The sequence below is a fragment of the Streptomyces sp. JJ38 genome, assembly GCF_019303475.1.
In the GTDB taxonomy this organism is placed as follows: domain Bacteria; phylum Actinomycetota; class Actinomycetes; order Streptomycetales; family Streptomycetaceae; genus Streptomyces.
The window spans coordinates 20,288-33,290 of record NZ_JABLSI010000052.1 but is presented as its reverse complement, the minus strand read 5'-3'; the positions used below and the strand labels follow the sequence as shown (position 1 = coordinate 33,290).

Annotated in this window: 9 protein-coding genes and 1 pseudogene; 7 read left to right on the top strand and 3 right to left on the bottom strand. The window is 74.0% G+C overall.

Going from position 1 to position 13,003, the window contains the following annotated elements; translation table 11 throughout:
- The 3 genes from HPT28_RS22790 to HPT28_RS22780 form a co-directional block, all read left to right on the top strand.
- Positions 1 to 2,349 (top strand): amino acid adenylation domain-containing protein (locus tag HPT28_RS22790; RefSeq protein ID WP_219093065.1); only part of this gene is annotated, 2,349 nt, incomplete at its 5' end.
- A complete protein-coding gene (locus HPT28_RS22785) occupies positions 2,346 to 3,221 on the top strand; it encodes an alpha/beta fold hydrolase (RefSeq protein ID WP_219093064.1) in 876 nt (291 codons plus the stop codon). The genes HPT28_RS22790 and HPT28_RS22785, both read left to right, overlap by 4 nt.
- Positions 3,218 to 4,582 (top strand): MFS transporter, encoded by a 1,365-nt coding sequence (locus HPT28_RS22780; protein ID WP_219093063.1) that lies wholly within the window; start codon positions 3,218 to 3,220, stop codon positions 4,580 to 4,582. Before HPT28_RS22785 ends, HPT28_RS22780 begins: the two co-directional genes overlap by 4 nt.
- Here the strand turns inward: HPT28_RS22780 and HPT28_RS22775 are convergent.
- Positions 4,564 to 6,531 (bottom strand): BTAD domain-containing putative transcriptional regulator, encoded by a 1,968-nt coding sequence (locus HPT28_RS22775; protein ID WP_308119452.1) that lies wholly within the window; start codon positions 6,529 to 6,531, stop codon positions 4,564 to 4,566. The genes HPT28_RS22780 and HPT28_RS22775 overlap by 19 nt on opposite strands.
- 1,003 nt (positions 6,532 to 7,534) lie before the next feature.
- Here HPT28_RS22775 and HPT28_RS22770 point away from each other — a divergent pair.
- The 3 genes from HPT28_RS22770 (at position 7,535) to HPT28_RS22760 (ending at position 9,973) form a co-directional block, all read left to right on the top strand.
- Positions 7,535 to 8,701, top strand: a complete 1,167-nt coding sequence (locus tag HPT28_RS22770; RefSeq protein ID WP_219093061.1) for a nitric oxide synthase oxygenase — start codon at positions 7,535 to 7,537, stop codon at positions 8,699 to 8,701.
- A 183-nt stretch (positions 8,702 to 8,884) separates the two neighbouring features.
- Positions 8,885 to 9,367 (top strand): GNAT family N-acetyltransferase, encoded by a 483-nt coding sequence (locus HPT28_RS22765; RefSeq protein ID WP_219093060.1) that lies wholly within the window; start codon positions 8,885 to 8,887, stop codon positions 9,365 to 9,367.
- A gap of 141 nt (positions 9,368 to 9,508) precedes the next feature.
- Positions 9,509 to 9,973 carry a Rieske (2Fe-2S) protein gene (locus tag HPT28_RS22760; protein WP_219093059.1) on the top strand — a complete coding sequence of 155 codons (465 nt, stop codon included), beginning with the start codon at positions 9,509 to 9,511 and terminating at the stop codon, positions 9,971 to 9,973.
- Between the two features lie 12 nt (positions 9,974 to 9,985).
- Here HPT28_RS22760 and HPT28_RS22755 read toward each other — a convergent pair whose 3' ends face one another.
- Positions 9,986 to 11,317 (bottom strand): aminotransferase class I/II-fold pyridoxal phosphate-dependent enzyme, encoded by a 1,332-nt coding sequence (locus HPT28_RS22755; RefSeq protein WP_219093058.1) that lies wholly within the window; start codon positions 11,315 to 11,317, stop codon positions 9,986 to 9,988.
- Between the two features lie 40 nt (positions 11,318 to 11,357).
- On the opposite strand from HPT28_RS22755, the gene HPT28_RS22750 reads away from it, so the two are divergent.
- A complete protein-coding gene (locus HPT28_RS22750) occupies positions 11,358 to 12,032 on the top strand; it encodes a pyridoxamine 5'-phosphate oxidase family protein (protein WP_219093057.1) in 675 nt (224 codons plus the stop codon).
- On the opposite strand, the pseudogene HPT28_RS22745 reads toward HPT28_RS22750, so the two are convergent.
- Positions 12,006 to 12,989: pseudogene (locus HPT28_RS22745) on the bottom strand (DMT family transporter); the annotation flags it as partial. The gene HPT28_RS22750 and the pseudogene HPT28_RS22745 overlap by 27 nt on opposite strands.
- Positions 12,990 to 13,003 lie beyond the last annotated feature (14 nt).

Below are 13,003 nucleotides of genomic sequence, written 5' to 3'. Positions count from 1 at the left end.
CGGCCCGCGGCCTCCCCCGGGCACGCCGGCCCCGCCCGCACCGGCGTCGCGCGTGCCCCGCTGGGCCCGGCCGCCGACGCCGCGACGCGGGCGCAGCTCCTGGCCGCCTTCGCCGCCGTCCTCCACCGCTACACGGGTCAGGACGCGTTCTCCTTCGCCGTCTCCCCCGGCCCCTCGGGCCGCGTCACCCCACGGGTGACGAGCTACCGCGTGGCCGCGGACGCCACCCTGGCCGGGCTGTCCCGTCAGGCTTCGGGGCAGGCGGGCCGAACCGGTGCCGACGCGTACGAGTTCGCCCTCGCCCTCCCCGCGGGAGAGCCGGGCGCCGGAGGTGCCCCGTCACCACCGCTCACGGCCGAACTCCACTACGACCCGGCTCTGTTCGACGCCGGAACGATGGACCGGCTGCTCGCCTCCTACCGGACGCTGCTGGCGGACGGGCTGGCGCGGCCCGGGCATCCCGTGGCCCGGCTGCGGCTGCTGCCGGAGGCCGAACTCCACCGCATGCTCGTGGAGTGGAACGCCACCGAGGCCGAACTCCCCCACGAGGTGTGCCTGCACTCCGCCTTCGAGCGCGCCGTCGGGCGGGCGCCCGAGGCCGTCGCCCTGGTCGACGGCGTCCGCCACTGGACGTATCGCGAGATCAACACGGCGGCCAACCGGCTGGCCCACCACCTGCGCGGCCTGGGCATCGGCCCCGACCGCCGGGTCGGCATCTGCCTGTACCGCTCCCCCGACCTCCTGGTCGCCGTCCTGGGCACGCTCAAGGCCGGCGGCGCCTACGTCCCGCTCGACCCGGAGTACCCGCGCCAGCGTCTCGCCGCGATGACGACCGGCAGTTCCTGCGCGGCGATCGTCAGCCGCACCGGGCCCGCCGGGCGGCTTCCCGCACCCGAGTCCCGGGCCGGCGCCCCCCTGGTGCTGCTCGACCGCGACACCCCGCTCCTGGCCCGGTACCCGCAGGACGATCCCGTCGGCGGCGCCGGGCCCGAGGACCTCGCCTACGTCATCCACACCTCGGGGTCCACGGGGGCCCCCAAACCGATCGCCGTGCGCCACCGCGGCGTGATGAACAACCTCGCCGACCTCAACTCCCGCTTCTCCGTGGGCCCGGGCGACCGGGCGCTGGCCCTGTCGTCGCCGAGCTTCGACATGTCGGTGTACGAGTTCCTCGGCCTGACGCTGGCCGGGGGCACGGTGATCATCCCCGAGCCCGGCCGCGCCGGGGACCCCGAACACTGGGCCGGGCTGCTGACCGAGCACCGCGTGACCGTCTGGAACTCGGCACCCGCGCTCCTCGGCCTGACCGTCGAACACCTGGAGTCCACCGGGTCACCGCCCCTGGACTCCCTGCGGCTGGCGCTGCTCGGCGGCGACTGGATCCCCGTCAGCCTCCCCGACCGCATCCGCGCGTTCGCGCCGAACCTGCGCTTCGTCGCCCTCGGCGGCGCCACCGAGGCGTCCATCCACTCCACGCTCCACGAGGTGGAGTCCGCCGACCCGGCGTGGACCAGCATCCCGTACGGCCGGCCGATGGCCAACCAGCGGGCCTACATCCTCGACACGTCGCTCCAGCCGGTGCCACCGGGCGTGCCCGGAGAGCTCCACCTCGCGGGCATGGGCCTCGCGCGCGGCTACCTCGACCAGCCCGAACGCACCGCCGAGCGCTTCCTCGACTGGTCCTGCGGGGAGGTGTCGGGCGAGCGCCTCTACCGGACGGGGGACGTGGCCCGCTACGGCCCGGACGGCCTGATCGAGCTGCTGGGCCGCCGCGACTTCCAGGTGAAGCTGCGGGGGCTGCGCGTCGAGCCGGGGGAGGTCGAGGCGGTGCTGCGCGGCCATCACACGGTCAAGGAAGCGGTCGTCGCCGCCCCAAAGGACGGTGCGGGAGAGCGGCGGCTCATCGCCTGGGTGACCGCCCGGCCGGGACGGACGCCCGATCCCGGTGAGCTCCGCGAGCACGCCGGGCGGGCCCTGCCCGGCTTCATGGTCCCCGCCGCCGTGGTCGCCCTGGACGCCCTGCCCCTGACGGCCAACGGAAAGGTCGACCGCGGGGCGCTGCCCGCGCCGACGGACCCGGCCGGTGCCGGTTCCGCGCCCCACACCGCACCGGCCACGGAGACCGAGAGCGTGGTGGCCGCTGTCTTCGCCCAGGTACTCCGCCTGGAACGGGTCGGTACCGAGACCGGGTTCCTCGCCCTCGGCGGGAACTCCCTGCAGGCGCTGCGCGCCGTCAACCGGCTCAGCAAGCACTTCGGCTTCAGGGTGAACGTACGGCTTCTCTACGAGGGCAGGACGGTCGGTGCCGTCGCGTCCGCCATCGACCAGCGACGCGCGGAGGCACCGTGACCCAGGCGCACGAGCCGTACCCCGAAGGCCTCGTGGAGCTGCGGCCGGGCGGTGCCCGGGCGCCGCTGTACTGCGTCCACCCGGTCTCCGGGTCGCCGTACTGCTACACCGGGCTGAGCCGGGAACTGGACGGCGGGCAACCCGTTCTCGGCTTCGAGGCGCCGGGCTTCGACGGCCTGGGACAGCCCGCCGGTTCCATCCGGGAGCTGGCCGAACGGCACACCGCCACCCTCCTCTCCGTCCGCCCGCACGGCCCCTACCAGCTCCTCGGCTGGTCCCTGGGCGGGGTCGTGGCGTACGAGATGGCCCGGCTGCTCGCCGCCGAGGGCGCGGAGGTGCCGCTGCTCGTGCTGGTCGACCCGGCGGTGCCGAGACCGGCACCGCTCCCGCCCGTGGCCACACTCACGCGCCACTTCCTCTACGACTTCCTGGGCGTCGTCGAGGGGCAGACGCCCGAACTCGACCGCGCCATGACGCGGCTCCCGGCGGCGGCCGGGCCCGGCGAGCGCTTCGCCGCCCTGGCGGCGGCCGAGGCGATCCCGGAGGAGTTCGACGAGGAGTTCCTGCTGGAGCGCTTCCTCCTCTTCCGTACCCATCTCTCGGCACTGCTGAGCCACCCCATGGACGCGTTCCACGACGGTCCCGCGCTCCTGGTGAGGGCGTCTGCTTCGCCGCCGGAGCTGCTGGACTGGCGCCCCCGCGTGCGCGACCTCACGGACCACGTGGTGACCGGGGACCACCACTCCATCTGGCGCGGCGCCGGGCTCACCGCCATCACCCGCATCGTCGGGGCGGCGCTGCTCGGACCGGACCCCGCCCGCGGCCGGCCCCGGGGCGCCACCGGGTCGCCGGGCGGAGACGGCGCCGCATGAGCGAGCCCGGCACCCGCACCGAAGCGGCCCCCGATCCGGCCGCGGGCTCCGGGGCTCCGTCCCCGGCGCCGCCGCGCGGTCTCTGGCACCACCGGGACTTCATGGTGTTCTGGGTGGGTGAGGCCTGCTCCCTCTACGGCACCCAGATCACCCATCTCGCGCTGCCGCTCACCGCGGTCCTCGTCTTCGAGGTGGGACCCGAGCAGCTCGGGCTGCTGCGGTTCACCCAGCTCGTCCCGTTCCTCGGGCTCGCCCTGCTCTTCGGCGTGTGGGCGGACCGGGTGCGCAAGCGACCGGTGATGCTGGGCGCCAACCTGTCCCGGATGGTGCTCATCGCACTGGTGCCGCTCCTCTACCACCTCGACCTGCTGAGCCTCGGGCTGCTCTACGCCCTGGCCCTCAGCGTCGGCGTCGCCTCCGTGCTGTTCGACGTGAGCTGGATGTCCTACGTCCCGGTGCTGGTGAGGGACCGGCGCAGCCTCGTGGAGGCCAACGCCAAGCTCAGCGCCACGCTCTCCTCGGCCGACGTCGCCGGGCCCGGGCTCGCGGGCATGCTGGTGAGCGCGTTCTCGGCGCCGTTCGCCATGGCGTCCAACGCCGTCACCTACGCCGTCTCGGCGGTGTCCCTGGCCCTGATCAGGACACCGGAGCCCGTCCCCGAGCGTGCGCGCGAGAAGCGCAGGCTGCGGGCCGAACTCGCCGAGGGTCTGCGGTGGGTGTTCGGTAACCGGTGGCTGCGCGCCATCGGACTGGTCGGCTGCTCCTGCAACTTCTTCCTGACCATGGTGCAGTCCCTGTTCCTGCTGTACGCCGTGCGCGACGAGGGCCTCTCCCCGGCCGCGGTCGGCTTCGTCATGGGCGCGGCCGCGGTCGGGGGTCTGCTGGGTGCCCTCGTCTCCGGCGCCGTGGTACGCCGTCTCCCGCTGGGGACCGCCTACCGCGTCTCGGTCTCCGTCATCTTCCTCGGCCCGCTGCTGATCCCGGCCGCGGGCGGCCCTCGCTGGCTGCTCATCACCCTGTTCGTGGCCTCGTTCTTCATGGAGTACTCCGGCAGCAGCATCGCCAACGTCATCATCGTGAGCCTGCGCCAGGCCATCACTCCGCAGGCCCTGATGGGCCGGATGACGGCCGCGATGCGCATGCTCCTGTACGGCGGTGGGGCTCTCGGCGGCCCCGTCGGGGGTCTGCTCGCCGTGATCCTGGGGCTGCACGGCGCGCTGTGGCTCGCGGGGGCGCTCTCCGCGGCGATGCTGGTGCCGATCGTGCTGTCGCCCGTGGGGCGGCTGCGGGCGATGCCCGAGGGGCCCGACGACCCCGCCCTCGGCGCCCGGCCCGAACCACCTCACCGCCTGGGCCCATGAGCCGCCGACGCACGGGGCCGAGGTGGCGGGGCCAGCGCGTCCAGCCGGGCCAGCGCGGCCTCCCGGACGGCCGCCGACTCACGCCGGGCGCACTCCGCCGCGTAGATGCCGAGGAGCTCGGGGAGCCGGTAGCGCGGTCCGCGCTCCTCGATCAGGTGGGCGTCGACGAGGACGTCGAGCAGGGCGCGTGCGGTGGGCGCGTCGGTGCCGGCGAGCGCCGCCGCGCCACGGACCGTGATCCGGCCGCGCCGGTACATCCCCAGATGGCGGAACATGCGTGCCGCTTCGGCCGGCAGTACCTGGTAGGACGCCTCGAACGCGCTCCACACGTCGGCCAGGGCGTCGTCCGGCACCGTGAGGCAGTCCAGCCGCCCGGGTTCCGGCGCACACCGCTCCAGGAGCAGCTCCGGTGGTTCGCCCGCGGCGCCCGTCAGCCGCTCGGCGAGGACGCGCAGGGCCAGCGGCAGCCCGCCGCACAGTGCCGCCAACCGCCGTGCGGTGGTCACCCGTCCCACGAGCCGCCCGTCAGTGAGTGTCGTGAGCAGCAGGGTTGCCGCGTCCTCGTCCAGCGGACCGAGGGTGACGGTGTGCGCCCCGTCGCGCGCCGCCAGCCCCGCGAACCGCTGTCGGCTGGTGACCACGACGCCGGCGGGGCCGCGCGGGATCAGCGGTCTGATCTGGTCCGCGCTGAGGGCGTCGTCCAGCACCACCAGCATCCGCCGGTCGTACAGCAGGCTCCGGTACAGCGCGGTACTGCCCACCAGGTCGCGCGGAACCCGCCCGCCGTCCACCCCGAGACTGGTCAGGACCTGCCGCTGCGCGTCCGCGGCGCTCAGCGGCCTCCCCCGCAGTCCGCTGCCGCCGAGGTCCACATAGACCTGGCCGTCCGGGAAGCGGTCCGAGACCGTGTGGGCCAGCCGCAGGACCAGCGCCGACTTCCCCACGCCCGCGAGCCCCTGGACGACGACCACCGTGGCGGCCGGGCCCGCCGCGCAGCGGTCGGCGCCCACGAGGCCCTCCAGCTGCTCGAGCTCCCGTTCCCGTCCCGTGAACGTGCTCACCCCCGGGGGGAGTTGCGCCGGTCGCGGCAGCGCGGGCGCGACGGCGCCCCGCGCCACGGGCATCCACCCGGTGTCGGCTGCCGCCGGGGTGGCGAGCGTGCGGCGGGCCGCCGGTTCCACGCGCCCCTCCAGGATCTGCTGGTGCAGATCCCGCAGCTCCGGCCCCGGCTCGACGCCCAGCTCCCCGCGCAGCAGCCGCCGTGTCTCCGCGTACAGGCGGAGGGAGTCCCCCTGCCGGCCGCCGCGCCACAGGGCCAGCATCAGCAGCCAGCGCAGCCGCTCGCGCAGCGGCTCCTCGGCCGCCGCGCGGCTCAGGGCGCCGACCGCCTCGCCGTGGCGCCCGGCCTCGACCATGACGGCGCCCCACTCCTCGACGGCGGTCAGCCGCACATCCCGCAGGCGCGCGCCTTCCAGGGCCGCGAACGGCCCGGGTATCCCCGAGAAGGCGTCGCCCTTCCACAACGCCAGGGCCTCCTCGTACAACCCGGCCGTCACGGCGGTGTCGCCCCGATCCCGGGAGCGGCGGGCGTCGCCGTGCCGCTGTACGAAGGCCGCGGCGTCCACGGCGTCGGGGTGCACGCGCAGGCAGTACCCGCCCGGCTCCGAGGTGAGCACCGTGTTCGGGTTCCGCCCGCCGATCCGCGGTTCCAGCGCGCGCCGGAGTCCGGCCACATAGGTGTGGACGCCGTTGGCCGCGGTGTGCGGGGCGTCGCCGCCCCAGAGCGCCTCGATGACGGCCTCACGGCCCACCGCCTCCCCGGCCCGGCTCGCGAGCAGGCTGAGCAGTGCCCGTTGTTTGGGCGGGCCGGCGGCCACCTCCTGTCCGTCCCACCAGGCCCGCACGGGGCCCAGGAGTTGAATCCGGAGAGTTCCCACGGCGTTGGTCACCTGTTCGCTCACTCCTTTGCGGGCTCGTTCGTACCTGCCGACGTGCGGCCGCGCGGCGGCTGCGTCGCGGCCGCCGGAACGGTTCGGTGAAGCGCTGGGGTTCGGCGCTGCGGGCCATGCAGCGAACGGATGGGACCAGGAGCCCGTCCCTCCCGGAAATACCCTCGGGCGGATATGCCCCGGGGCTTCCCGACGCGAAGGATTCGGATTGTGGCGCAGACAGGAGTTCGCACCCCGAAGACGGAAAGACGGAACCCCCATGACGGCGACGGATCAACCACGACGGAGACGGGTCAGCCCCCGAAGGGGCCCGCCCGACCCGGTTGGGCGTGAGGAGCTTCATGGACCAGTCCATGCGTCGCGCAGACCGGCACGCCGCCAACAACCCTGTGTGCTCTGCCTGTTGGAGTCACGATCGGCACTGTAGCGCGCCCCGGCGACCGAGGGCAGAGGCCTGAAAGATCCCGATATAAGATCGTGCGTGCTTCATCTGACGGAACGGTGGTTTCCTCACCTCTCGTCAAGACGTCATATACGCCGGGCAGAATCCATTGACCGAGTGATCGCCCGGCCGGTACATTCTGGCGACAAGTGAGCAATTCCGGGTCCCGGAATCAGCAAGCACCACCCTCCGCACGCTTTCACGGCTCAGACACGTCAAGCCGCGAACTTTCGCATACACCCCTTTGCGCCCCGCGAAAGAAACATGGCCTTGCCATACCCGGGAGTGGAGTTTCGTGGATTTACCTGGGAAGTTCCTCGAGGACGCGCCGCTGGTGCCGGTTCCAGACCCGGCACGCTCCCCGGCGAAACCGAGCCCCACTTCGGGCACCGGTGGGCTCGCACCGAACGCCACCGGTCACCGGCCGCGGGACGACGACCCCCGACCGCCTTGCGTGGGAGAGCCCGTGACAGTCGCCAGTCATCAAGGGCTCGAACCCGCTCCCGCCCCCGTGACCCGACGTACGCCCAAGACCTCTCGCGTCCCGGGGAGGAGGCTGAGATGACCCTCCCTCCGCGCGACCCGGCGGCGGAGGCCGCGGCGACGCTCCGGCAGCAGGCGGAGGAGTTCTTCGCCCTCCCCGAGCTGCGGCACACCGGCACCGCCCGGCTCCGCGAGGTGCACGAGTCCATCGCGAGCTCGGGAACCTATACGCACTCTCCCGAAGAGCTGTTACTCGGCGCCAAGCTGGCCTGGCGGAACCACGCGCGCTGCGTCGGCCGCATGCACTGGCGCAGCCTCCGGCTGCTGGACTTCCGCGGCTGCCACACCGCCGAGCAGGTCGCCGAAGCCTGTTGGGAGCACCTGCGGTTCTCCACCAACGGCGGGCACCTGCGCGCCGCGATCTCGGTCTTCGCGCAGGCCGTCGGCGAGTCCGGGATCAGCATTCTCAACCCGCAGCTCATCCGGTACGCCGGCTACCGCGAAGAGGACGGAACGGTCCTGGGCGACCCGCTGCACACCGGGCTGACGGAACTGGCCGTGTCCCTGGGCTGGAAGGGGGCGGGCACCGCCTTCGACGTGTTGCCCCTCATCGTCCAGATGCCCGGAGAGACGCCCCGGATGTTCGACATCCCCGAGGACGTCGTCATGGAAGTGCCCCTGATCCACCCGCGGTTCGACTGGTTCGCCGAGCTCGGCCTCAGGTGGCACGCGAACCCGGCGATCTCCAACCTCGACCTGGAGATCGGCGGCATCCGCTACCCCGCGGCGCCGTTCAGCGGGTGGTACGTCGGTTCGGAGATCGGCGCCCGGAACCTCAGCGATGTCGACCGCTACGACCTGCTTCCCACCGTCGCACGGCGCATGGGCCTGGACATGTCGCACGACCGCTCACTCTGGAAGGACCGGGCGCTGGTCGAGCTCACCACCGCGGTGCAGCACAGCTACCGCGTGGCCGGCGTCCACATCGTCGACCACCACACGGCCGCACGGCAGTTCGTCGACCACGTCGAGAGGGAGGAAGCCGCCGGCCGCACGGTGCCCACGCAGTGGTCATGGGTGAACCCTCCGATGTCCAGCAGCACCACGCCCACGTTCCACCGGGAGTACGCCGCTCCCGACTTCGGCCTGCGGCCCAACTTCGTCGCCCGGGCCGGCCACCCGCAGTGCCCCCTGTCGGCACTCGGGCGCGTGCCGGGCCGTCCGCCCCGGCACGCGCCGGAGTGAGCCGCCGCGAGGCAGGAGGCTCCACACGCTGCACTACACTGCCGGCCATGGAGTGCTTCGCCGCCTGCCGCCGACGCCACTGAGGGTCCTGCTCACCGCCGACTCCCTCGGCCGTGTGCGGGATGACGGATGTCCTTCTCCTGGCATCCAGGGGAGAACCCTCAGCCCGAAAGGCGCACTTCCATGCTCATCCGCGCGTTCGTTCCGCAGGATCTGGCGCGACTCACCGAACTGACGATCAACGTTTTTCGGCCATTCTACGAAGACTGCTTCCGTCCGCTCGTGGGCGAGGAGGTCTTCGCCCGTCAGCACGGCGACTGGCGCGGGGATTACCACAGGCAGGTCGCCGAGCTGCACGCCCCGGAGCAGCACGCCCATGTCGCGGTCGCCGAAGTGGCTGGCCGTGTCGCGGGGTATGTGGCGTGGCGCGTCGACCCGGCTCGCCGCAACGGCGAGCTGACGCACCTGGCCGTCGCGGCCGAGCACCGCGGGCGGCGGCTCGGCACCGCGCTGTGCGAGCACGCCTTCGCGCGACTGCGGGCGCTCGGTGCCGAGGTGGTCGAGATCGGCACCGGCGGGGACCCGTTCCACGCCCCGGCGAGGGCCCTGTACGAAAGCCTCGGCTGCACCCCGTTTCCGGTCACCGTCTACTACCGGCGACTCTGAGCCGGACGTCCCGCCCGGGGGCGAGTGGGCCAGCCGCCCGCCCCCGGGAGGATCGCCGACCGACCGGGCGTGACGGTGAACGGACGGGCCGTGGGGTGCGTACTCCCCCACACCCAGGCCCCCTCAGCAGGAAGGCTCACCATGACCGCACCCGTGACCAGCCGACGCGCCCTTCTCGCCGCGACGGGCGCCGCCGGGCTCACCACGGCGCTCGTCGCCTGCGGTGGTTCCGACGGCTCCGGCGGCTCCGAGCCGGGCGAGGCCCCCTCGAACGCGAGCGGGACGCCGGGCCAGGAGGAGAGTGCTCTCGCCCCCGACGGCGAGGAGCTCGCCGCCACCTCAACGATCCCCGAGGGCGGCGGGACCGTCTTCCGCGACCAGGAGGTCGTCGTCACCCAGCCGCGCAGCGGGGAGTTCAAGGCCTACTCGGCGGTCTGCACCCACCGGGGCTGCCTCGTGGGCGGGGTCGAGAGCGGCACGATCAACTGCCCCTGCCACGAGAGCCGGTTCGCCATCGAGGACGGCAGCGTGGAGAGCGGTCCCGCGCGCCGCCCGCTGCCCGAGCGGCGCATCACGGTCTTCGGGGACAGCATCCACCTCGCCTGAGCCCGAGGGAGGTCAGCCGAAGCGGCGGGCCTCGAGCGGGCGCAGGGCCGTCGCCACCGCGTCCGCGAGCGCCGGCAGTTCCCCGGCGTCGAGGCCGGAGACCGTCACCCGGATCGCGGGAGGGGTGGCGACGCGGAACCGTGCGCCCGGGGCCACGGCCCAGCCCGCCCGCTGCAGCGCGGCGACGGCCGCGGTCTCGTCGGGCACCGGAACCCACACGTTCATCCCGGACTTCCCGTGGCAGGTCACGCCCCGACGCGTGAGCTCGGTGAGCAGGCCCGTGCGGCGCCGACCGTAGGAGCCGGCGACCACCCGCGGGTTAACGGTGTGCTCACGCCACAGGTGGGCGACGGCGCGCTGGAGGAGCAGGCTGACCCAGCCCGGGCCCAGCGCCTGCCGGCCGCGGAGCCGGTCGAGGGTGAGCTCGTCCCCGGTCACGACGGCGACCCGCACATCCGGCCCGTGCGACTTGGCCGAGGACCGCAGCACGGCCCACCGGGTGGTGGTTCCGGACAGGGTGTGGAACGGCTCGTCGACGATGCCGTGCCCGTGGTCGTCCTCGACGAGCAGCGTGTCGGGGTGCGCCGCGAGGAGCTCGCGCAGGGCACGGGCGCGCGCCGGGCCGACGGCCGCGCCCGTGGGGTTCTGTGCCCGGGAGGTGACGGCCAGCGCCCGGGCCCCGCGGGCGAGCGCCTGTTCGACGTCCTCGGGGAGGGGACCCTCGTCGTCCACCCGGACCGGCACCATCCGCAGCCCGAGGGCGGGGGCGAGGTCGAGGATGCCGGCCCAGCCCGGGTCCTCGACGGCCACCGCGTCGCCGGGGCGCAGGTGGGCGGCGAACACTCGCTCCACGGCGTCCAGGGAACCGGAGGTGACGGCGACGGGGCCGCCGGGCACGCCGTCGGCGTCGAACGCGGACCGGGCGAGGGCGGCGAGCTCCTCGCTGACCGCGGGGTCGCCGTAGAGCGTGGGCCGGCGGGCGTAGTGGGCCGCCGCCTCCGCCAGCGCCGCGTCGAGCGGCGGGAGCAGCGCGGGGTCGGGGTTGCCGTTCGCGAGGTCCCGGGCGCCGTGGGGCACATCCGAGCGCATCGCCTGCCGCGGCGCGCTGGCGGGCCGGAAGCGCACGCGGGTGCCCCGGCGGCCCGCCGTCTCGACGATGCCGCGTTCGCGCAGGGTGCGGTAGGCGGCGGCGACGGTGTTGGGGTTGACGCCGAGTCGGCTGGCGAGGTCCCGCAGCGCGGGCAGCGGGTGCCCCGGCGGGAGGGCACCGCTGCCCACGCCGCGCTCGACGCTGTCGGCGATCTCCGCTGCGCGGCGACCAGTGATCCGGTATTCTCCTAGCACAAACAACATTATGCACTAGTGCAATAGGAGTCGCCACACCATGTCGACGAGCGCCACCGGTTCCTACACCGAGTCGCCCTACACCGTCCCGACCCGCAACAAGAAGCGCGCCGCCTACGACCGCGAGACCGTGCACGCGATACTCGACGCCGGTTACGTCTGCCACCTCGGCTTCGTCCGGGACGGCCGGCCCGTGGTGCTCCCCACGCTGTACGGGCGCGTCGGCGACCGGCTGTACGTGCACGGCTCCACCGGCTCCCGCCCGCTCAACACCGCCCAACGGGACGCCGGGCTGCCGGTGTGCCTGACGGTGACGCACGTCGACGCGCTGGTCCTCGCACGGTCCGCGTTCCACCACTCCGTGAACTACCGCTCCGTCGTCGTGCACGGCGTGGCGACGCCGGTGACGGACCCGGTCGAGAAGGCCGAGGCCCTGGACGCCCTCGTCGACCACGTGCTGCCCGGCCGCGCGGCCGACTCCCGGCCCGCCAACGACAAGGAGCTGGCCGCCACCGCCGTCCTGGCCCTGGACCTGGAGGAGGTCTCGGCCAAGGCCAGGACGGGCGGACCCAACGACGACCCCGAGGACGAGTCACTCCCGTACTGGAGCGGCCTCCTGCCCGTCGGTGTCGTCCACGGTGAGCCGGTGCCCGCCGAGGGGCTGGACCCGGCCGTCGCCGCCCCGGACTACCTCACGTCCCCTGGCCGGCCCTGAGGCGGAGCGGGCCTCGGCCAGCACCAGCGCCGTCACCCCCGCCAGCAGGATCGCCGTACCGGTGACCGTGGCGGCGGTGAGCCGCTCGCCGAGCAGGGTGACGGCGATGGCCGTGGCCGCCACCGGCTCGATGAGCGCGATGACGGAGGCGGTCGCGGCCCGCACCACGGCCAGCCCGGCGAAGTACAGGGCGTAGGCCAGGGCCGTCGGGACGGCGGCCACGTACGCCATCAGCCACAGGGAGCGGGCCACATCACCGCCCTGCGGCCACAGTCCCTCGGCCGCGGCGAAGGGCAGCAGGAGGGCGGCACCGACGGCGAAGGCCCACAGTGTGGTGCCGAGCGGGTCCCCGGCACCACCGTCCCGGCCCCGGCCCCGGGTGTAGAGGGTCATCGCCGAGTAGCCGAGGGCGGACAGCAGGGCGTAGCCCACACCGAGCGGCACCACGGTTCCCGAACCGTCGGCGCCGCCCAGGACGAGGACGCACAGCCCCGCGAGCGCGCCCGACACCGCCAGTGCCCCGCTCCGTCCCAGGCGTTCGCCCATGAGCACGCGGCCGCCGAGGGCGACGAGCACGGGCCCGGCGCCGAGGGTCACGACCGTTCCCACCGCGAGGCCGGTCGCCTCGACGGCCGCGAAGTAGGCGGTCTGGAAGACCGTCAGCCCGAATCCCGTGACGAGGAGGGGGAGGAGCGGGCGACGCCGTCCGGTCGTCCGCACGGGCGCTTGGCGCCGCCACAGGCCGCGCACGGCGGCCAGCAGCACGAAGCCGCCCGCGGTCCGCCAGAAGGTGAGCGCCACCGGGCCGAGCCCACTGCCGTCGAACAACAGGGCCGCCGCCGCGCCGGCCGTGCCCCAGGCCACCGCGGAGACGACGACGAAGAGCAGGCCGCGTCCGAGGGGCAGGGCCGCCTGGGCCGGCTGGGAAGCCGTCAGATCATGATGAGTACGTTGCATGTCGAGGTGCTCCA